This is a genomic window from Scatolibacter rhodanostii, assembly GCF_900197595.1.
Lineage (GTDB): Bacteria > Bacillota > Clostridia > Oscillospirales > Acutalibacteraceae > Scatolibacter > Scatolibacter rhodanostii.
On the sequence record NZ_FZLO01000001.1, the window covers coordinates 288,528 to 307,985 of the forward strand.

At 38.4% G+C, this 19,458-nt stretch carries 22 protein-coding genes and 1 pseudogene; all 23 read right to left on the bottom strand.

Annotated elements, in window-relative coordinates:
- Positions 1 to 3: 3 nt before the first annotated feature.
- Positions 4 to 3,312 carry a MobP3 family relaxase gene (gene mobP3 / locus CS931_RS01335; RefSeq protein WP_099203959.1) on the bottom strand — a complete coding sequence of 1,103 codons (3,309 nt, stop codon included), beginning with the start codon at positions 3,310 to 3,312 and terminating at the stop codon, positions 4 to 6.
- A 109-nt stretch (positions 3,313 to 3,421) separates the two neighbouring features.
- The gene (locus CS931_RS01340) at positions 3,422 to 4,042 is read right to left on the bottom strand and encodes a hypothetical protein (RefSeq protein ID WP_099203960.1); all 621 of its coding nucleotides are present in this window, start codon (positions 4,040 to 4,042) and stop codon (positions 3,422 to 3,424) included.
- Complete coding sequence (locus CS931_RS01345) at positions 4,032 to 4,970, bottom strand: hypothetical protein (protein WP_099203961.1); 939 nt, start codon at positions 4,968 to 4,970, stop codon at positions 4,032 to 4,034. The genes CS931_RS01340 and CS931_RS01345 overlap by 11 nt, the downstream gene beginning before the upstream one ends.
- Before the next feature lie 504 nt (positions 4,971 to 5,474).
- Entirely contained in the window at positions 5,475 to 5,876 is a 402-nt protein-coding gene (locus CS931_RS01350; protein ID WP_099203962.1) for a hypothetical protein, read from the bottom strand.
- Between the two features lie 5 nt (positions 5,877 to 5,881).
- Positions 5,882 to 6,298, bottom strand: coding sequence for a hypothetical protein (locus tag CS931_RS01355; RefSeq protein ID WP_099203963.1), 417 nt, complete (start codon positions 6,296 to 6,298; stop codon positions 5,882 to 5,884).
- Between the two features lie 451 nt (positions 6,299 to 6,749).
- A complete protein-coding gene (locus tag CS931_RS01360) occupies positions 6,750 to 6,962 on the bottom strand; it encodes a DUF6103 family protein (protein ID WP_099203964.1) in 213 nt (70 codons plus the stop codon).
- 183 nt (positions 6,963 to 7,145) lie between these two features.
- Complete coding sequence (locus tag CS931_RS01365) at positions 7,146 to 7,547, bottom strand: type II toxin-antitoxin system HicB family antitoxin (RefSeq protein ID WP_099203965.1); 402 nt, start codon at positions 7,545 to 7,547, stop codon at positions 7,146 to 7,148.
- 68 nt (positions 7,548 to 7,615) lie between these two features.
- Positions 7,616 to 7,798, bottom strand: coding sequence for a type II toxin-antitoxin system HicA family toxin (locus CS931_RS01370; RefSeq protein WP_099204570.1), 183 nt, complete (start codon positions 7,796 to 7,798; stop codon positions 7,616 to 7,618).
- A gap of 109 nt (positions 7,799 to 7,907) precedes the next feature.
- Positions 7,908 to 8,252 carry a hypothetical protein gene (locus CS931_RS01375; protein WP_099203966.1) on the bottom strand — a complete coding sequence of 115 codons (345 nt, stop codon included), beginning with the start codon at positions 8,250 to 8,252 and terminating at the stop codon, positions 7,908 to 7,910.
- 74 nt (positions 8,253 to 8,326) lie between these two features.
- A pseudogene (locus CS931_RS13105) lies at positions 8,327 to 9,826 on the bottom strand (M23 family metallopeptidase).
- Positions 9,826 to 12,018, bottom strand: coding sequence for a helix-turn-helix domain-containing protein (locus CS931_RS01390; protein WP_099203969.1), 2,193 nt, complete (start codon positions 12,016 to 12,018; stop codon positions 9,826 to 9,828). Before CS931_RS01390 ends, CS931_RS13105 begins: the two are co-directional and overlap by 1 nt.
- A gap of 163 nt (positions 12,019 to 12,181) precedes the next feature.
- On the bottom strand, positions 12,182 to 12,475 hold the full coding sequence (locus CS931_RS01395; RefSeq protein WP_099203970.1) for a hypothetical protein: 294 nt from the start codon (positions 12,473 to 12,475) through the stop codon (positions 12,182 to 12,184).
- Positions 12,476 to 12,488: 13 nt separating this feature from the next.
- Positions 12,489 to 12,797: a hypothetical protein gene (locus CS931_RS01400; protein WP_099203971.1), complete on the bottom strand. Its 309-nt coding sequence runs from the start codon at positions 12,795 to 12,797 to the stop codon at positions 12,489 to 12,491.
- Positions 12,794 to 13,135, bottom strand: a complete 342-nt coding sequence (locus CS931_RS01405; protein ID WP_143826217.1) for a hypothetical protein — start codon at positions 13,133 to 13,135, stop codon at positions 12,794 to 12,796. Before CS931_RS01405 ends, CS931_RS01400 begins: the two co-directional genes overlap by 4 nt.
- A 300-nt stretch (positions 13,136 to 13,435) precedes the next feature.
- Positions 13,436 to 13,804, bottom strand: coding sequence for an ACT domain-containing protein (locus CS931_RS01410; protein ID WP_099203973.1), 369 nt, complete (start codon positions 13,802 to 13,804; stop codon positions 13,436 to 13,438).
- Between the two features lie 117 nt (positions 13,805 to 13,921).
- On the bottom strand, positions 13,922 to 14,839 hold the full coding sequence (locus CS931_RS01415; protein WP_099203974.1) for a hypothetical protein: 918 nt from the start codon (positions 14,837 to 14,839) through the stop codon (positions 13,922 to 13,924).
- A gap of 117 nt (positions 14,840 to 14,956) precedes the next feature.
- The gene (locus CS931_RS01420; RefSeq protein WP_099203975.1) at positions 14,957 to 15,547 is read right to left on the bottom strand and encodes a GNAT family N-acetyltransferase; all 591 of its coding nucleotides are present in this window, start codon (positions 15,545 to 15,547) and stop codon (positions 14,957 to 14,959) included.
- A gap of 190 nt (positions 15,548 to 15,737) precedes the next feature.
- Positions 15,738 to 16,640 (bottom strand): tRNA modification radical SAM protein MnmL/YtqA, encoded by a 903-nt coding sequence (gene mnmL / locus CS931_RS01425; protein ID WP_099203976.1) that lies wholly within the window; start codon positions 16,638 to 16,640, stop codon positions 15,738 to 15,740.
- A gap of 187 nt (positions 16,641 to 16,827) precedes the next feature.
- The gene (locus CS931_RS01430) at positions 16,828 to 17,448 is read right to left on the bottom strand and encodes a class I SAM-dependent methyltransferase (protein WP_242964868.1); all 621 of its coding nucleotides are present in this window, start codon (positions 17,446 to 17,448) and stop codon (positions 16,828 to 16,830) included.
- Between the two features lie 179 nt (positions 17,449 to 17,627).
- Positions 17,628 to 17,936, bottom strand: a complete 309-nt coding sequence (locus tag CS931_RS01435) for a hypothetical protein (RefSeq protein WP_099203977.1) — start codon at positions 17,934 to 17,936, stop codon at positions 17,628 to 17,630.
- An 87-nt stretch (positions 17,937 to 18,023) separates the two neighbouring features.
- Positions 18,024 to 18,491, bottom strand: coding sequence for a GNAT family N-acetyltransferase (locus CS931_RS01440; protein ID WP_099203978.1), 468 nt, complete (start codon positions 18,489 to 18,491; stop codon positions 18,024 to 18,026).
- Positions 18,492 to 18,535: 44 nt separating this feature from the next.
- Entirely contained in the window at positions 18,536 to 18,922 is a 387-nt protein-coding gene (locus CS931_RS01445) for a VOC family protein (protein ID WP_099203979.1), read from the bottom strand.
- A 73-nt stretch (positions 18,923 to 18,995) separates the two neighbouring features.
- The gene (locus tag CS931_RS01450) at positions 18,996 to 19,454 is read right to left on the bottom strand and encodes a GNAT family N-acetyltransferase (RefSeq protein WP_099203980.1); all 459 of its coding nucleotides are present in this window, start codon (positions 19,452 to 19,454) and stop codon (positions 18,996 to 18,998) included.
- Between the last annotated feature and the right edge of the window lie 4 nt (positions 19,455 to 19,458).

Here is a 19,458-nt window from a genome sequence, read left to right on the forward strand (position 1 = left end):
CTGTTATTCTAAACTTTGTTCCCAGTCTTCTTTCAAACCCATTTCGTGTTTTTTCTCTCTGATTTTTCTGCGCTCTTTGCGGTCAACACTGGGGTGATGTTTCTGTGACTGTAAATTCTCCTGGTGCATCTGAGCCGCCGCCGTGCGAATGAGGGACTGCAAAACAGAGGATATATCAGGAGAAGAATGTTGTTCTTGGGAATTCTGTTGATTGTTTAATCTGTCTAAAGCCTCTTTTGCATACTCATTGCCTTTGTCAGCCGACTTCTGATACCACTCTTTGGCTTGCTCAAGATTCTTTTCTACGCCAAAACCTTTGTGAAACATCCTGCCAAGCTGATATTCGGTGTAAGCATTCGGGTTTTCCTGCTCCTGTTTCATGAATCCATCAAAAGCTTTCTTAAAATATCGCTGAGAGAGCAGTTCATTCACCGGCACACCTTTACCATTTCGATAAGCTTCTCCGACTTTGTAAGCAGAGGGAGTGTGTCCGTTGTCAGCAGCTTTTTTATGATAGGTAAAAGCCTTTTCAGGATCGGGTACAGTACCCAATCCTTTTTCATACATTTTTGCAATGACGGATTCTTTCCAAGCTTTGGGATGTTCTCCCTCTTCTTTGATAAAGCTGGCAAGAGCCTTGGCATAATACCTATTGGCCAGCTCAGAACTGCTTTCGGTTCCCAACCCTTTTTCATACATACCGGCGGTAACATAATCTCTCCAATCATTTTCCTTACCGGATTGTTCTTCTTGCAGGAAACTTTCTCTGGCCAATTGAAAGTAAGGGTGAGCTTCAGAACGGTCAAGGTCTGTAAGTCCCTTGTAAATATACTGTGCTGTTTTGTACTGCCCCCAGGAGTACCCTAGGTCAGCCGACTTCTTGAAATAGTCAAAGGCCTGTGAGCGACTCTCTTTATCGGCTGCCAGTTCCGTGCCTTTTTTGTAATAGGTGAGGGCTTGCTTCAGCTGAGAGGAATTGTCATCTTTTTGCCGGCTACCGGTTTTTCCGTAAGTCTTCTCTGGGGAGAAGACTGGCTCATGAAGAATGGATTCTGCCGTGTTCGGTGCAACTCTGTTATCCGGAGGATTTTCTACAGCTAAATTTTCAGCTTTTTGGTAGAGAACCCCGGCAAGCTCCATGTCTGTTATCCCATTTTGTCCGGTTTCCAGACGTTTGGCGGCTTCTAGTGTGCAGGATAAGTCACCGGCATCCGCTCCTTTTAAAAAGTAGGCTAGAGATTGTTCCAGGTTTTCTTCAAGGAGACCTAGTTCATAAGCAGCAGGGATATGACCGGCATCAAAAGCGAACTGATAGAAGCTTTTGGCTTTATCAGTATCTTTCGGAGTTCCTGCGGTGATAGAAGAATCAAAGTCAGGCTGAAAAGTGTGATTTTCAGCCAATAACTTGCCCAAATAAAAAAGCCGCTCAGCGTTTTCAGGAGATTCCTGATAGACGGTGGGCGGCTCATATTCTGTATGCGGCAGTATTTCTTTTAGTTTTTTAAATTGCTGTCTGTGATAGCTCTCTAAATCATGGTACAAATATTTTCCTGCAGACAAGTCTTGAATGAGCTTAGTATTCGGAGAATTCTCCAACTCTTTCATAAATCCTTTCATGGAACGGTAAGCAAATTCATGTGCCAGGTTTATGTCACTGCCGGCAGAATTTAGCATGATTTCTGACAGCTTGTAGGCAGCCAAGGGGAGAGGTTCACCGCCGTAATCATTGGCAGCAATGCCATACCACATGATGGCTTTATCCGTGTCAGCTTCTACACCGGAAATTCCCTCGCTGTAAATATCACCAAGCAGTAGAGCCGCTTCTTTGTCACCGGATGCCGACAAATCTTCAAGCTGACGAACAAGAAGAATGGATTCCATGTCATAACTGGGAGAAGATTCAACGTCCTGGGCTTCAGGGGTGGCTTCATATTCAGGAAGATTTTCCTGTGTGAGAGGAAGTGCTTCAGCAGATTTAATCACCATGTTTTTGAGGAAATATAAATTATCCCCGGATTTCGCTTCTGAAAGCTTCCTCCGGGGAATGTTGTCACTCTCTTTGTAAATGGAGAGCATCTTGTTGTTGTTTTCTTCATACAATTCATGCAGACGTTTGATTTCGGGAATTTCACCTATCTTGTCGACCAGTTCGTTGACTTGTAATTTTATACGCTTAGGCAAGTATTTATATTGGTGCTTACCTTGCAGTTCAGATAAATCTGTGGATAGCTCACTAAACTTCTGAATCAGCTCATAGTTATTTGCATAGTCAGCTGCATGTTCATTAAGCTTTTGCAGTAGAGCAGAGCTTTCTTCTTTCAGGTCGTGAGTGAGATTCTTTTGTACTTCATAGATTTGTTCAAATTCTCCCCGAAAGATTTCATGGGCAAAAGCAGACTTAATTTTCTCAATGCCCTGCTTGGATAAATAATTCTGCGTGTTTGGATTCTTTGACCAGTACATGAAGTGAATATGGGGATGATGTCCTGTGTTGTGCATGGCAGCACACCACCGCAAATCCTGTAAAGAAATGCCGGAGTTTCTAGCCACGACATCAAGCTTGGCTCTGACGGTATTCTTCCAGTTTTCTTGACTGTCAAAGCCTAGCGCATCTGCATCTTCACGTCTGAGAGAAACAACGGTGCTGTAAATATTCCCCGTATGTTCACTGACTTCTTTTTTGTAAGCTTCTAAATCTGTTATTTCATCGGAAGAAAAAAGTCCATGGTCACCGTCTTTGACAACACCGGGACGAGTTGCCATGTAGTTCACCATGGTCTGTAAGGTTTCCGGATCGACTACTGACCCCAACGAATTGTCAAAAGCATTGGAGAGAAACTCAGAAGCATTAGTAAACGTAGGGGACTGAAGATAGTCTTTATACTCCATCGTTTCCTTCAGTTCGGGAACAGCAGCAAGAAAATCTTCTATGCGTTCTCTTTGCTTTTCAGTAGAAGAATTATCGATAGGAACTTCTTCACCGGTATCAATGCCGGCGATAACGTTGGAGGCTCTGGTGAGAAATCGAGTAGCATTGGCAGCCGTTGGATTTTCACGATATTGTTCAAACTCTTTCAGCTGCTTTACTTCGGGTTCATCAAAAACGAACTCATGAATCTTGGCACGCTGCAGATCCGTTGCATTCATAAATTCATATTCAGGGGTGAAATTATGCACCACCGATTCACGAGTGGCAATGTAGTTGACAAGTCCGGCTGCAGCGTTTTTGTTGAGGGTATTTTTGCTGAGACTCTCGCCAGGTTTAGCGATGTGAAAATATCGGGCATTGAATATCATTTTGGCTCCGGGCATGGCAGCAGCTCCTTTCGGTGAGAAGTAAGGGAAAAAAGAAAGCCACTCTAACTTATTTGAGAAAGAGCAGCAAAGATTACATAATTATTTTGTTGTTAGAAAGGACATTTTAATTATTCTTTGAAATTGCATATTTTTTAAAGTGGAGACTAGAACCCAAGAAATGTTTAATATCATACCTTCCGGATTGTTCCCAAAAGCTGCCTTCTATGCCAGAAGGCGCATCTTTTTCATTGCAGATAAAACCAAAACTATCGCCGGATTCTAAAGTTCTTAACACAATGCTGCTGTCAATATCATAAGTCTTTTTGTTTTTATCGATGATTCTGTATAAAGATAATCCCTCTTCACCTTTGTTATCACATTTAACTCCTAAAAAAACAGAATTTGCTATGGGGAATTCCTGTAATATGGTCTCTTTGTTTATGGGAATAAATTCTATAGAGGAAGATATATCATTTTGTTCATTATCAAGACTTTTGATTATGTGAAAGTGAATTTGAAAAATTTTATTGTAGGAGGTAATTTTATCTAGGTTAGTCATTAATGCTTTAGTATCTTTTAAAGGGATAATTAACAGTTTAGGGGCTGAGAGGAGTTGATCGGATTTCTTATAATGATTTACAACCCATTGTGTGATCAAGATGCCTAATACAGAAGTAATAAAAGTAAGAACTGCAGTAAGAATCAGTATATTAATTTGCGATATATTGTCAGCTTTAACGTCCATATTTCCGAAGCCTCGCTGTCTCTTCATTTTGCTCTGTTATATCAATCCTCTCATGGATTTCATCAGGTTGATTTTTAAAGAAATCTTTTAAAACTTCAAATAGAAGCCCAAAACTTCGTTTTGCAGAATTAGTAATATGATATTTTTTAATCCAAGGCAGGGCAGTCCCAGTTAAAGAAAGATGCAGAGTGTTAATTATCTCAATTTCTTCCTTTCGATTTATAAGGCACACAATATTAAAGTGATTGCCTTTTAGAATTAAATTTACATGTTTTATCCCAATATAATTTTGCCGTATTTCATATATTAAGCCTTCTTTTCCAAGATTGAATTTATAATAACCTTCTAAAGGACTGTTTTCTCCAATATAATACTCCATTTCATAAATTTTCATATAGCTGGTAAGAGCCACAAAACCTTTCCAACTGTTTCTATGAGGATTATACACTGTAACTTTTTTATTGACCAAATCGATATCATAGTTAGAATCTTTTCTAATTCGGTTTAAATCTTTTGTTTTTCCTGTTTCTCTTATCTGAGGATAAAACAAATCAGATGTATCAATGGTTGAATAAAGAATCTCGTTATTTTTATCAACATCGAAACGGATGGCATCGTTGTAAAATATTAATGGTTCAGTAATTGAGCGAGAGAGTCCAACCATCTCGAGAACACGAACAGTTGTATTCGGTCCTGTGCCACTATAACCACAATTGGTTCCTTCAATCTGTACTTGTTGGCCATCTAAAAATTCAAGAATCATATGCACTCCATTTGAAAGCACATCATAATTTGTTATCAAAAAATTATAGTTTTCGAAGAAAACGGTAACTTTTTTTAACTGACTAAGTGAAGGAACAATTTTCTCAAAAGCTAATTCGCATTCACGAGATGTGCCGGCAATTAATATCGGTGAATCCTGACTCATTCTGTAAACCTGCTTTCTATCAACTGTGTTAAGAGTTCAATTGATATTAGTTTTTTATTTAATATGTTAAGGAGAATCTTAATTAGAATTGTTTCAATTAGAATAATTATAACTAACAGTATTAAAATTAGCAACATATGAAAACGACCTTTCATTAATTTAAGTATTTTAAATTAGGAGCAAAATACCAGGTGTTGGATATCATTCTGCTTCTGGGGAGAGAAAGACTTACTAATATATAAAAGATATAAATTCTATCTATCTTCTGGAAATACAATATTATGTAAATTATCAAGAAAACTTCTAAGCCGATCTTCTAAAATGTCTAGTTCACGAATATGTTCGGAACTTTGATTAAGACACTTTATATCATCTCGCAGAATATCTAAATCTTCATCATATCTTTGCCTGGAGATATTCCTGCTTATTCGACAAGCCAGCGTATACACTGTAGGGTATGATATTCGGATTTCAAATGGAACCTCAGACAATCGGATTTTATCACTAAGAAGTTGTGAGTAAAATTTCTCTTTTTTTTCTTTGTGCTTTTGTTTCTTCCTCCACTCTTTCAGAAAAACCAGCGACAGAAAGTGGATTGTAAAGCTTGTTAACATTGTTGTCAATTTCTCGAAGCTGCTGCTGAATTTCATATAGAGCCAATTGTGTGTGATGTTTTTCAGATAGTTGCTCTTCTAGAACACAAATTTGTGTTTTTAAATTTGTGTTTCTACAGTTAACAATTTGGATCGTCATCAGAATAGTTAAAAGAAGTACAAATATCCCGGTAACTATTTTTACAGTCGGTCGGGTATCTGTGATATGTATAATGAACAGGGGAAACAGAAATAAACAGCAGAGAATGCAAAAAGCAATACACGCAATTATTGAATCTTTATCTTTTTTCATTTGAACTATTCCTTTCTGTTTCCATCATCTAACCCAGCTTCATACAAGTTAATAATCCCTCGAGTAGAGTTTACATCTTGAACAGCCTTTCTGCAAACTTTTTCATACTCATCCTTGCTCATCTTTTTGTCAGAAGCAAGAAGTCTGACGAGCATATTAATCTCAACAGATTGTCTGTATAAAAGTCTTGCCAGCTGATCATTGCTGCGATTCTGAACAGCTTCTAGTTTTGTGCCAAGTGTGCCGCATAGATAGTCTTGAGAGATACTGCCAGTGAGATAACCGTAATAGAACTCGAGGGCTTCAAGTATAACAGCATTTTTATTTAAACTATCTCTTTCATTTTGAATACCTAAAAGCATTCTGTACTTATCTTCAGTTAAATATAAAGATACACGCTTGTTTTTTTGATTACTTTCCAAAATTATTAATCCTCCTTACTTTGCTGTAAAATAGTAACGTGAATTCTAACGTTGCATAAAATTCAGCCGTATCAACGTTTTTAATTGGGTTACACATACAAAAAATCTATATTTAACGCTAAGGTCAATATTTTAACGCTATTTTTACAGATATGGAAAGGCAGGTCTTACCTGCCTTTGTGCTGGGTTTGCGTTATGAAATAACGTTAACCCTTTATCCTGCATCATCGTTACAACTTTTTTTCATAGGTAGAAAACAAGCTGTAAAAACGCTCAAAAACCGCATGAAACCTAGAAAAAATTGATTTTTTCTAGGTTTCATCTTCTTTTAGTCCTTGAACTGTTCAAAACGGTTGTAGGGCAGAGGGGTTTCAGAGCTGTTTTTTGAAGAAATCTGCTCTACATTTTGCTCTGGATTAGAGTTTGTTTCCTCGGATTTTGATTTGAGATTCTACTCTTTTTCCTTTGGATTTTGCAGGGGCTGACTCATACTTTCAATATAAATCTGCACGTCCTTTGGAACGTATTTCTTAAAAAGTGTATCAAAAAACTGCTCAAATTCTTCTTCAATTTTTAAATTTTTTCGCTCTAGAAAAGTTTGAACTGCGGTCAACTTTTCTTTGTTCAGCGAAATTTTTACGGTTGATTTTTGAATATTTGCCATGATAAAATGCTCCTTAAAATTTGATGATTGTATTTGTTGGGCATAAGAAATGAGGTCTAAAATTTGCCCTCGCAAGCGGCCGCCCCTGCAGGGCGGGATTAGTAAGGAAAAGAAAAAAGAGAAAGCACGCTGAAAAAATCAGCGTGCTTAATGTGGTAGTATGAATTTGTGAGGAAAGCTTGACTATCGATCGGAAATATCTAAATGTTCCTTCAAAGCATTTTGCAATACAGCAGAAAAGTTAATGCTTTGTTTTTCCGCCATAGCATTGAGCCATGAGGGAATGGTTAAGGTTTTTTTGACAGCCTTGTTGTCGTAGAGCTTTCTGTACGCTATTGTATCACAGGAGACAAGTGAAACAAATTCATTTTCTTCTGTTTTAACTGTCTTGATTTCGCTGGAATTTGGAATTTCTGTGCGTGCTTCTTCCATTTCATAAAGGGTAAGAGCAAGCACATCTTCAGCCATATCAAAGGCATCCTGTAGACTTTCTCCCTGCGTGTAGCAGCTTTCAAAGTCGGGGAACTGGACAAAATAAAGTTTGTTTTCTTTTGTGAAAACAGCTGGATAAATATATTTTGCCATGTAGTAAAACTCCTTTCAATTGAGTAATATTTGCAAATATTTTAAATATATAGAGAGGAACAAGGGCTTTATTCAAGCCCTGCGTCCTTTTTAATACTCTTAAGTGTACCAATTGCAATCTCTTTTGCGTGCCTTGGAACAGGGAATTTCTTGCCAGTGATAGGACTAAAATATAAGTCGTGTCTTTTACCGTGCTGAACAAAGACAATATTATTTTTGCTAAATAATTTTAGCAGTTCGCTTTGCTTCATGTAGACTTCCCTCACTTTCTGATTTATTATAACACGTATAAACACGTATGTCAATTGTTTTTGCGAATAAAAAGGACAACAAAACTTATCAATTAAAACAAGATTTTCACTATTCATAAGGGTCTTCAGAAGAAATGATTTGAATGTTTAACCTGTCATTTTCTTCTAAGGTACGAGTGGTTTTTTGCAGATACCTTTTGCGTGGAACTTCCATTCTTTTGTCTAAATCTTCAAGTGCTTCTGTCATGGTTTCAAAGAACTTGGCATATCGGAAATCTAAAAAATGCTGTCCTTCCCATACCGCATAGGGCTGTTCACAAAAAGGATATTCTCCCATGAAAAACTTCTGATTTCGTCCCATGCTGCGAACGACCGTGACAATGTAATTGGATATATGATAGTCCTTTAAGAGAGTTTTTCTTAGTTCAATATAGCGTTGCTTGTTGTCAATCATACTCCCTCCTCTTAGTTTGTTTTTGAGTGAAAAATGAAAATAAAATGGGAAAAGTAAGGCAAGAAAAAAGAAAATCAAAAGAAATCCATAGGGTCAATACGAACATCATTCTCCCGGATTTCAAAGTGAAGGTGATTACCGGTGCTGCGCCCTGTTGTGCCGACTAGCGCAATTACATCACCTTGTTTGACTTTCTGTCCCTCACTCACAAGTAATTTTGATGAGTGGGCATAAACAGTTCAATAGGTATCATCATGCTGAATAGTTACCCAGTTGCCGTATGAATCTGACCACCTGGAGATAGTAACAGTGCCATCTGCAGCAGCCATGATTTGTGTGCCGCCCGGTGCGCCGATGTCGATAGCACCATGAGCGTTTTCCCAAACACCCGTGACAGGATTTTGACGGCCGCCAAAGGTGCTGGTAATCCAATCTAACCCATAATCAGAGGGCAACGGCCAGGCAAAACCATCTTTGCCAATGATTCGATTTTCTTCCCATTTGACAGCCCGACCAGATTCTATGGTGACTTTCCATTTGTCAATTTGAACTTCTCCGGAAGTGACATATTGAATGCCAGGCAGCTGCAGCCAGTGTGTCCAGGGACGATCGGCAAGCTTTGTCAGAATAACGCCGTCTTGGTTGCTCTTGGCTTCAATGACATTGCCTTGTCCAACATAAACACCGATGTGTCCGTCCATCCAAACGGCTAATCCCGGTATTTCGGCTATGGTGGAAATGTTCCCTTTTATGTAGGCTGTTTGATACATACGATTGGCACCTACGTCTTTAAAGTCATTGGATTGGTAGGTAATATTCCCAGAGTTTTCGTCCAGCCATTCATAGGCTTTGATAAGTCCAATGCAGTCGAAGCCAGGTTTACCTCCAAAATTCTGAAAGATATAATCCACTTGTTCTGCTGTCAAATTGGCAGAGGAATTGCCGCTGTAAGTCGTTTGCTGCCGGCGAAGAAAGCTCATGGTGACATCATGACCAAAAGCACCCCACACATAACCGCAGCCTTCGTTAGCGACATTGTAGGCAAAATTAGTAAGACCGATATTTGTTTTGCCGTCTTCTGCCGATAAATTGTAGGTTAAAAAATCACGGTCGCTGACATCATTTTGCGGCATACGCTCTGCAAGCTTGATAAGCGTTTGCCGTTCATGAGAGTTGAAGTTCACTTTGAATTCTGTTTCTATCGCACTAAAGATTTCATCAGAAGTGGAAGCCGGTGTTCCCCAAAAAGGGAATACGGCATCCACTAAACGATTAGCCACTGATTCCGGAGAACCATATACTTTTTCCTGTCCGTCCAGCAAATAGGAATAGATAGCATACAAAAGAGGTGTGTCCATTTCTTGTGAGCTGTCGAGCTGCGCTTTCTTCTCGGCAATTAAAACAGAGAGAACATTGGCCGCTGTTTCGCCGCCGAACTCCAATCCTTTTACGTTAACAGCACTGAAAAGTCCGGTCAATAAGATAATAACAACGGCTACAATAGTAACTAGTTTTTTGCGGAACTGTTCATCTTTCAGCAGCATGGCAATCTTAGCAGCGATTTTAAGCTCCATTATGCCGCCCCTTTGCCGCCTGAATTACCAATTAAAGCGCGTTTATATGGCGGTGCAATAACGTGCAGGTGATAACGCTCATTACCGCATTTGTATAAGCAGTGTCCCTGTTTCGGCTTTTCAATGAGGCTGAACTCGTAGGGCTGTACATTGAGAGCAGATTGATATTCTTTCGGATTGCAGTTGCCGCCCGGATGAAATAAAAAGCTGTGTGTGGGGATAGACAGTAGGGGAGCTGTGTAGCTGATGACTTCTGATTTGAGTAAGTCTTCAGGGTTCTGTGAGGCAAGTAAAACGTTGGAATTTCTTTTGCGGCCACGCTTCATGAAGCTGTTGATATACTGAATGGCGAGTTTGTTCTTAACAAATTCATGCAGCTCGTCAACGACCAAAGCACAATCGCCCACCGTGAGGAATTTATGGCTCATGTAGGAGAAGATGTTCAGGAACATGGCATTTTTAAGGTTTTCATTGGTATTGAGAACCCCCTTAACAGAGAAGTCAATGAAGTCTGCGTTTGGCACGTTGGTAAAGTTGTTAAAGTAGCGACTGGAAGAACCAATGCAAATACTGCGAAGCCCTAAACCAACCGTTTGCAGCAGCTCTTGTGTGTAAAGAATGGGATGTTTCATTTTCTTGGATTCCTCAAAATCTTCATCAAAGGTGCTGAGTTTGTCTGTCACGACTTGATGCAAATCGGAAAGAATGGGGTAGTCTTGTGGTCTAAGCTGACCGAAATCAGTGCTGTCTGTGATATGCGCTCTCTTGTAGGTTTCCTCCAGCATGATTTCAATGACATCCAGTTCGTTTTCAGTGAACTGACGGTAAATACGGAAGAAATCACGAAGCCAGGCAATGTGCTGACTGAGAATAGTGGATTGCTTAAAAGCTTCAGGAGTGGGAAGTTCAGGGTCTTCTTCCGTTTCCTCATGATCTAAATCATGGTTTGTCCAAAGTCTTGGCTCTAATGGATTGATGCAGTATTGAGCAGCCGTCATATCCAAATAAGTTCCGCCCAGCTTGCGTACAAGGTCTTTAAACTCATCTTCCGGATCAAGGATAAAGATTTTTTTACCGGTGATGATGAGGTTAATGACCAAAAGCTTCAGCAAATAAGACTTGCCTTCACCAGAGTTTCCCAGTACAAGAATATGTCCGTTAGTTCTGTCCAGGGTTCTCATATCCAAATCAGCAATAATGTTAGATCCGTTTTTATCTCTGCCTAAATAACAGCCTTTCGGATCTGTTTTGCCTGAATAGGAGAGAGGGAATAGGTTAGCAATGGAGCTGACAGGTAAAGCACGTTCAAACTGTGTACCAAACTGGTTGTGACCGTTGGGCATAATAGAGGCGAATCCAATCTTTTGCTGCATCATCAGCTTGTCTACCAGTATTTTGTGATGATTGAGCAGTAACCTGATGTTGGTTTGCCTGGTAAGCAAATCATTGAGGCTGTCGGCAATGATTTCAATGTAAACGGCACAATGCATGAAGCTGTCATTTTGCGTGTGTGAGCGTGCAATCAGTTTTTTAATGTCTTCCATGTTTTGCTCGGCCTTAGTTAAAACAAATATCTCATTGCCCTCTAAAAAATTTTCACCTGATTTAGTTTGAATGGGCAATGATGAAACAAATCCTTCTTTATGTAAGGCTTTCGTCACCAGAAGATTTTGAAAGAGCTTTGCTCGTTCACCAGTCTTCAAAATGAATTCTTCTCCGATTAACCAGACATTTGTTGACTCCTTTTCATTAGGTGTAGTGTGGATTTCTTTAATAGGCATGGTATGGGGGATGTCCCAGTTTTGTAATATCTTCTTCAAAGTTGATTTTGAATACACAATAGATACCTCCGGTTGTTGGGGTTTATGAAGCCCATAAATACTAATATATTTTTTAGGAGAGCAACCGTATATTTTTCGAAATGCCTTATAAAATCCGGCATAGGTGTTGAAGCCATATTCTAAAACAACATCAATAGATTTTCTGCCTTTTGCAATTTCTAAAAGCGCATGGTCAAGCCTGCGTTTTAAAATATAACCTGCAATTGAGGAACCCATTGTAGAAGAAAACAATCTATAATAGTGATAAGTTGAATATCCGGCCTTTCTTGCCAGTTCTTCTGCTGTAATATCGGTTTTAAGATTAAGCTCAATATAGTTAAGCGAACTTTCAATAATTTCTGACGGCTGCATAGTGTTCCTCCCTCCGTACGGTAAATTAAGTATACATTTCTGTATCCAAAAAACATTTCCTACCCTGCTATTATAATAAATAATTTGTTAGTTTTCAGCATTTAACCTATTAATATAAAAGACTCCCCTGCAAAAAACAGAGGAGTATAAATAAATTCAAATATTAACCTTGCTTAGCTTTCAATTCTAAAGCAAAGACACGGTCTTTCAAATCAGAAACTTCTTGATCAAGCTTATGTAATTCTTTCATATCTCTGCGAATGTCCATATGACCTTCAGAAATAATTTTTATATTCTTTTCAGAAGTATTTTCAATGTAAGCTTTAAGCTCTCGTTTTGTTCGTTCTTCTGATTCTTGAATTGCGGCAGTTAATTCGTTTTTAGTTCTTTCCTCTGATTCTAACACTACTGTTTTCATCATATCCTGCAATAATTGTAAATCTTCTTTAGTCAACAAAATAATCAGCTCCTCATTCCGTATCAGTATTATAGCATGCTTCATGGTCAGATTCAATCGCATTATGTGGGGTATGGACTTTCTTCCAATAAGCACCAATCACAATTCTTTCAATCATTCTTTTGGCTTCGGGAGTCCAAGGCTCAAAGGTTGTATGTTTAATAATAGGTGACTCAAATTCAAGACCGAGAGTATGGTCGAGATTCTCTATTATCCTCATATTACGAACCCTAAAACCGTCTTTGATATAAATATCCGCAGTGGCCTTTATAGGAGAATCAATATCTTCACTCAAACAAATCTTGACATTTCTAATTTTCATTCTTTGCCTCCAAAATATAAGACTAGAGCTTGTTCGATAATATCATCAATTTCTGTCTTACTTTTGTCAGAAAAGTATTTCTGAGTAAGCTCAGGTTTTATCTTAATCGTTTTAGGCTTTGATTCTTTCTTTTCTAAATTGCCGGATAAAATGAGGTCAACCATACTTTCAGTTAAATTACCTGATTCAAATTCCTGTCTTAGTTGATTGGCCTTTTTCATATCAAGCTTGAAACCATAAATCTTTACAGCTTTATAAATAGCCTGCTGCAAAGATTCATTATTAATAAAGGATAAGGTATAGGCTGATAAGAAAGCAATATTGTTATTATCAAGCAATTCTAAGAGTTCGGAGATTCTCAAAAAGCTAGAGTGCGTGTGATTGTTTACTTTTTCATCAAGAATCTTAACAAGGTAGCTGTTCGTGGAGAATAAGATAGTAAAGCTGAAAGGCTATTGTAATAGGCTATTTTTCTTTCCCTCCGTATTAGAAATAGGTATAAAAAAGAGAACCGATTCACGTCAGTTCTCAAAAGAAAAGAAGCAGAGATTAAAACCCCACTTCTTTTTACAGCTATTTAGTTTTAATGTGTAATATTAACATTAGAAGAGGTTGATATTTATCCTCATTAGATGTTGCTATATAATTTGATACCCTGCTCTTTCAAGCAAATCCAATGCCCTTGCATAATTGTCTGTCCTTGTTAGGACATAATCAGTATTAAACGTTGAAATGGCAAAAATACTGATATTATTATCCGCTAATAGACTTGCAATCTTTGATAATATACCGATAAGCGAGAAATCCAATGTGCCCTCGATTCTAAAAGCCTTCCAACCATCTTCTCTTTTAATTACACTAGTGGGTACACTCGCTGTAGAACACACCAGAGATAACTCCTCATCTGTCTTTCCGAGAAAGAAAAATTCACTATTATTCATGTCTACTGCGGATATATCTTTTAATTGACATACAGAAAAATTACAATCTATCTTCTTGATAACCATTGTCCGATGCCTCCATAGCGATATATTTGTTTTCTGATTATATAAATAAGATGATCTAATTATGGCTGCCATTCAATTGTTTATCGCAACTATTACAAACTAAACAAACCAATGCTACTATAACTTACGCATACCTTTAAGGAAAAGCATATTCAATATCACTCCGTTACTTTTCCACCAGTTCTTACTGATTGCCCATTCTTCTGGATAATTATCCCAACTCCAAGGAATATTCCAAGAGCCATCATCGAGTTGTTTTTGAATGATAAAGTCGCATTCGAAATCTGCCATCACTTTGTTGTGAGGATAGAAAAAACTATCACAGTCATTGAAAAATTGTGAGGGCTTACAGATATAACCACTGGCCCATTCATCAGTGTTGGCGGTGATATTGTGTTGGACTTGCATGTTTAAACGTTCACGCAAAGCTTCTAAATCAATTACAGTAGTAATGTTTGTTTCTTCAAGATATTGCAGCAAGCGAATATAGCAACCTGCTGTGTGCATATCACCAAATAAATCTTGTGATAAATAGGTATGAAAGGCTTCTTTAGCAATACGTATCCCAAGTTCATATAATTCGCTGTCTTTGTCGGCAAAGCGTAATATAAAGCCCGCTAAGCAGGCGGTAGGGTTGTAGTTGTTATGGCTGGTGCTGATGCTTTCGGTGTGCCACCACGGGGCATGAGGATAATGGTTGTTACTTTCTACTGTATTGTACCAAAAATGCCCATTAAAATCTTGTCCACTGGTAAGATACTGCAATATACCTTGAATAATAGGGTGATCGCTTTTTGTGAAGTTTATCTCCTGTAGAATTTCAGTTGCCGCCCAAGTTTGAATTGGCGCAGAATTTGGATTCCAGGAATCTGCTTCTAACGCATAACCAAAGCCGCCGTCTTCATTTTGATAATACGATAGAGCAGCCAAAACCGCTTTTTGGCTGCCGTTTTCAAAGTGATATTGCCACCTTGCTAAATCAAGTGGTCTGGCATTGCGATAGATAAATGCTCTTGCCTTTTCATAGGTTTTCATTTTTTGCTCTCCCTTCGTTTTTTACAGGATGTTTGTTATAAACTGAGTATATTTTAAACACAGTATAAAGTTAAATGACATTAGCCAGTTTTGCTTTTGCAAGCATTTTGAACAGCACTACTTTAACGGCTTTCTCATAACAAGCCCTTTTTCACTCTCGGAAGAAATATAAAAGCCGATTTTTTTATACATATCATAATGACCACCAAAATCGGAGGATTGATAGCTTGATTCTTTGTACGGGTATGCTTCTACAAAGTCGAATCCATCTTGGATTGCATCCTTACAAACACGCTCTACTAACAACGTGGCAATACCTTTTCTTTTCATTTCCGGCGCAATGACGAAACAGAATATAGATTTTACCTTTACCTCGGTGTCAGATTCCTCTAAGGGCACGTAATCCATAAATCTCTGCCAACTAGCACATTTCAAACAATCTGATTTTGTATTGGTATTGCACCATCCAATAATCGTATCACCGCTATAAGCAAGATAGCCTTGAATGTTATTGTTTTTAACATACTGTAAGGCGTATTTTCTTCTACTTGCTGCTGTTGAAAAATCTTTTCCTTCCCAATCATCGTTACACCAGCACACACAATAACATTTATGCTCATCCACAGTATCATCGTGTGGTGTGGTGTCAAAAAAATGTACATAATCTTCTGCAAGGGCTGGCGTCAACTTGCGTATTTTAATAGTCATTCATCTGCCTCCACTAAGCTATAATTCATCTGCAATATTATTCTTTATATCTAACAAATTTGGTGAAAGTAAAAAGACACTTGGCTTATAGTCGAGTTGAGAATAAAAATATTTTTATGAGTTTAGCGTGCAGTCTACCAACATTTGTTAAGAAAGATTAATTGTCTGATAAAACGTTTTATAATTCACGTCATTCGGTGGCCGGTTGGATTTCTCTTGCGCGTAGCATGCGATTCAAATCGGCAAGCACACGTTTTTTATCACCACTCCATTTTGGTGCAATCAAATCTCGTTTGGCACCATCACCGGTGAGACGATGGATAACCACGTTTTCTGGTAGCAGTTCTAAAGCATCGGCAACTAATTCGTAATATTCAGCTGGTTCTAATGTTTGGAACTCACCCTGGCGGTAGCTATCCGCCAATGCGGTTCCCTCAAGAACATGAAGCAGCTGGAGCTTGATTCCATCTGTAAACTGTCCGACATATTTAACAGTTGCCAGCATATCTGCTCGATTTTCGTTTGGTAGCCCTAGAATGATATGGGTAATTCGGTGAACATTCAGCGCTTTCAAGTCTGTCATTGCCTTTTCATAAACTGAGAGGGGATAACAGCGGTTTATGTATGCGGCTGTATCCTTGTTTGATGTCTGCAAACCCAGTTCTACCCAGAGGGGCTTCTTTTTTGCTAGGCGACCTAGCATTGCCAACTCGTCTTTTCCAAGGCAGTCTGGCCTGGTGGCAATCGATAACCCAACGATGTCAGGGTGTTCCACAGCTTCGGTGTAGATTTGCTCAAGACGTGCGAGGTCACCGTAGGTGCCGGTATAACTCTGAAAATATGCAATATAGGGGAGACCTTCGCCTTTAGCACCGAGTATCCGTTTGGCATCGTTAATCTGTCGAGAGACAGAAAAGGCAGATGACGCAGCAAAATCTCCAGAGCCACCTGTCGAACAGAACACACAACCGCCTACGCCAACTGTTCCATCGCGATTGGGGCAGTCAGTGGAGGCGGAGAGGGCTAACTTATAGACCTTGTGGCCGAATAGACGACGACAATAGACATTTGCGGTAAGGTATGTATGTGGCATGAGATGGCCTCCGGATAAAAATTGATGAGCTAAGCGTAAAAGATACTGTCAAATTCAAAGGTAGTACACATAAGCACTAGGGAAAAGTTTAAGATTTCTAAATCAGTATATGCTGCAATTTTCATTTGTCTTTGGTACAGAGAGACCAAACAAAACCACAATTCGAATATTTGCTTGCTGTCACGATTTACTGTATTTTTGCTTCTAAATAAACAAGGGGAAAAGCAGCTTTGAGGATTTTCCAATTTTGCACGGAGAAACCATTTTGATGGATAAAGTCAAGATACTCTTCCGGTTGCCACTTAGAATACGTTTCAAACCCAATTAACTTTAGCAAAAAGGTATTAAGACTCCATGTCGAAGCCTTCAAGTGACCGTGTGAGAAAGTAGGTGCTATTAGTATGCCGTTTGGTTTTAGCACTCGTCGAATATTTTTTAGTACCAACGCGGGGTCTGGCATGATGTGGAGAGCATTCGAGATAATAACAGCGTCAAAAGTCTGATCTGGAAAGGAAAGAGCAGTTGCGTCTTCTACTGAAAAATGCACGTTGGCAGGTGATCTTTTTTTCTTTGCAGTCTCTATCATCTTAGGCGAAAAATCGGTAGCAGTAATTGATTGAACAGAATCAGCGATATTAACGGCAATTAAGCCGGTGCCTGTTGCAATTTCAAGAACATTCATGTCAGCCGTAAGTGTTTTTGACATCATCCGGTACATTTCTGCGTAAGCCGAATGATTAAACTTGTTTATCTCAAAATCATATATTTTTGCATAGCGATTCCAAAAACTTTTATTATCTTGTTTCAAAATTTACCCCCGGGGATATTTTATCAAAAGTATTTTTTGTCGATGTATTTCTTGCGATAGTCATAAGGATGCTGATGACAAGATGGCTTTATTATCAGCAAAAATTTATGCTTGGCTTGTTAGGCGCAAGGCAATGAAATGCCCAAATTCAAATAAATTTTACTTGTTAGAAATAGGTGTTAATCAATCAGACCTTCTTCTCGAGAAATATTTATTGAGGTTTCAATAGATTGTTCCGGTTCTTTCTCTACACCATAATATTTTGCTATTTTAAACAATTCTACAATGGCTTGTCTGATTTCATTTGCTATGTTCTCTTTTTTTGGCTCTCCATGTTTTTTGCGTTTTATACCCGAGTCTTCCCAAAGATTAATTTCTGCCGCTACCTCGCCACATTCTTCTAGTAACCGAGTTGCCATTTGATATGGTTCGACCCCTTCAGGGAATCTCTTGTTTGATGCCTCCACCATCTTATAAAAACGTTCCATATATAGTTGCCTCCTATATTAAAAAGTTAAGCACATCTTTTTTATAACGAGAGAGATCGTTTATCTTCATGGAACATAGCAGCTTGCTCATACAGGAATGTTGCTCCATTTTTCAAACAATACAATTTTCACGTTGCCATCCATGTATTCTTTTGTTATTTGATAACCATGTTTTTGGTAAAAATAGATATTTCGTTTTTTATCAGCCAATGCTTCTAACGACCAGTGTTTTGCTTGCGAAAATTGCTTTTCTAAAAAAGTCATGGCCATTTGCCCAATACCTTGATTTTCATATGCAGGGACAACGCATAAACAATTCAGATAAAAGTCACTATCGCTTTTTTGAGTAACACTGATATAGCCAATCATATTTCCGTGTGACTGTATCTTATAAACAATATTATTTTGAACTGTTCTTGTGATGCCTTCTATAGGATTATTATACCCACGGCTTTCTCCGTGTTTGATATAGTCCTCATAGAAACTGGCATTTTTAACACCAATAATGGTTTTCACATCATCAACTGTTGCCTTTTCAAATGTAATATCTAACATTCTAATCCCTCCATAATTTACAAATTAATGGGGCTTATAGGCTATTAAATCGCTATCCACCAACACACACCAAATTTATCGATAACAGTTGCACAATATTTATTCCATGGGAGCTCTTGAATGGGGTTAATAACAATACCGCCTACACACAAGACATTAAAGGCGTTATCGACAGCTTTTTCGCTTCCCATCTCAAAGACATTAAAAGTCATCGTTTCCCACTTCATTTTGTGGACGAAGGTTATGTCGCAAGGATTTGAGGCTTCAGACAATGCCAAAAAGCCTTCACCGTTTACAGATAATTCGCAGTGCTCATAAGCTGTTTCTGTGTCATTCTTGATTTCAAATGTTATTTCTGCTCCAAAGGCTTTGCAATATAGTTGGGCTGCTTCAAAACTGTTTTTTACATAGACCTGCGTATAGTTTTTCATAAGTTCTCTCTCTTTCATAATATCAATTAATAAATCATAACTAAAGGAAGAAGATAGAAGAAGGACTAATTCATTAAAAAGGCAAATTCTTTTCCATGCAAATAGATTCTAGCATATCAGTGTAGGGAGGGTAGTTTTCTATAATATGAAACCCGAAAGAAAGATACAGGTTGTGAGCATCTTTTAATAAGATGCCAGTTTCCAATATCAGTTTTTTATACCCTTTATCAAGCGCTCTTTTTTCAAGAGCAGATAAGATGGTTTTGCTATAGCCGCGATTGCGAAAAGGTTCTTTTGTGAATACCCGTTTGATTTCTGCAACACCGGGCGCATATTCTTTAAAACTGCCGCAGGCAACTGCTTTGCCATCTTCAAGAACCAAAACGACATCATAAATATTTTTTAAGGTGTTGTATTGATTATATTTTTCTCTCAGATTTTTTTCACCAGCCAGGAGATTCAAATAATCATCTAATTCGTTGCATAAATCGGCAAAACGTTTATCACTGCCATCTGTAAATAAAATTTCCATTATA

Excerpts from the sequence above, each read along its gene's own strand:
- CS931_RS01370 (WP_099204570.1), bottom strand. The coding sequence starts at position 7,798 with ATGAAGCAAAGCGAACTGCTAAAATTATTTAGCAAAAATAATATTGTC.
- CS931_RS01340 (WP_099203960.1), bottom strand. The coding sequence starts at position 4,042 with ATGGACGTTAAAGCTGACAATATATCGCAAATTAATATACTGATTCTT.
- CS931_RS01390 (WP_099203969.1), bottom strand. The coding sequence starts at position 12,018 with ATGCAGCCGTCAGAAATTATTGAAAGTTCGCTTAACTATATTGAGCTT.
- CS931_RS01375 (WP_099203966.1), bottom strand. The coding sequence starts at position 8,252 with ATGATTGACAACAAGCAACGCTATATTGAACTAAGAAAAACTCTCTTA.
- CS931_RS01420 (WP_099203975.1), bottom strand. The coding sequence starts at position 15,547 with ATGACTATTAAAATACGCAAGTTGACGCCAGCCCTTGCAGAAGATTAT.
- CS931_RS01410 (WP_099203973.1), bottom strand. The coding sequence starts at position 13,804 with ATGGTTATCAAGAAGATAGATTGTAATTTTTCTGTATGTCAATTAAAA.
- CS931_RS01415 (WP_099203974.1), bottom strand. The coding sequence starts at position 14,839 with ATGAAAACCTATGAAAAGGCAAGAGCATTTATCTATCGCAATGCCAGA.
- CS931_RS01365 (WP_099203965.1), bottom strand. The coding sequence starts at position 7,547 with ATGGCAAAATATATTTATCCAGCTGTTTTCACAAAAGAAAACAAACTT.
- mobP3 (WP_099203959.1), bottom strand. The coding sequence starts at position 3,312 with ATGCCCGGAGCCAAAATGATATTCAATGCCCGATATTTTCACATCGCT.
- mnmL (WP_099203976.1), bottom strand. The coding sequence starts at position 16,640 with ATGCCACATACATACCTTACCGCAAATGTCTATTGTCGTCGTCTATTC.
- CS931_RS01435 (WP_099203977.1), bottom strand. The coding sequence starts at position 17,936 with ATGGAACGTTTTTATAAGATGGTGGAGGCATCAAACAAGAGATTCCCT.
- CS931_RS01450 (WP_099203980.1), bottom strand. The coding sequence starts at position 19,454 with ATGGAAATTTTATTTACAGATGGCAGTGATAAACGTTTTGCCGATTTA.
- CS931_RS01400 (WP_099203971.1), bottom strand. The coding sequence starts at position 12,797 with ATGAAAATTAGAAATGTCAAGATTTGTTTGAGTGAAGATATTGATTCT.
- CS931_RS01445 (WP_099203979.1), bottom strand. The coding sequence starts at position 18,922 with ATGAAAAACTATACGCAGGTCTATGTAAAAAACAGTTTTGAAGCAGCC.
- CS931_RS01360 (WP_099203964.1), bottom strand. The coding sequence starts at position 6,962 with ATGGCAAATATTCAAAAATCAACCGTAAAAATTTCGCTGAACAAAGAA.
- CS931_RS01350 (WP_099203962.1), bottom strand. The coding sequence starts at position 5,876 with ATGAAAAAAGATAAAGATTCAATAATTGCGTGTATTGCTTTTTGCATT.
- CS931_RS01345 (WP_099203961.1), bottom strand. The coding sequence starts at position 4,970 with ATGAGTCAGGATTCACCGATATTAATTGCCGGCACATCTCGTGAATGC.
- CS931_RS01440 (WP_099203978.1), bottom strand. The coding sequence starts at position 18,491 with ATGTTAGATATTACATTTGAAAAGGCAACAGTTGATGATGTGAAAACC.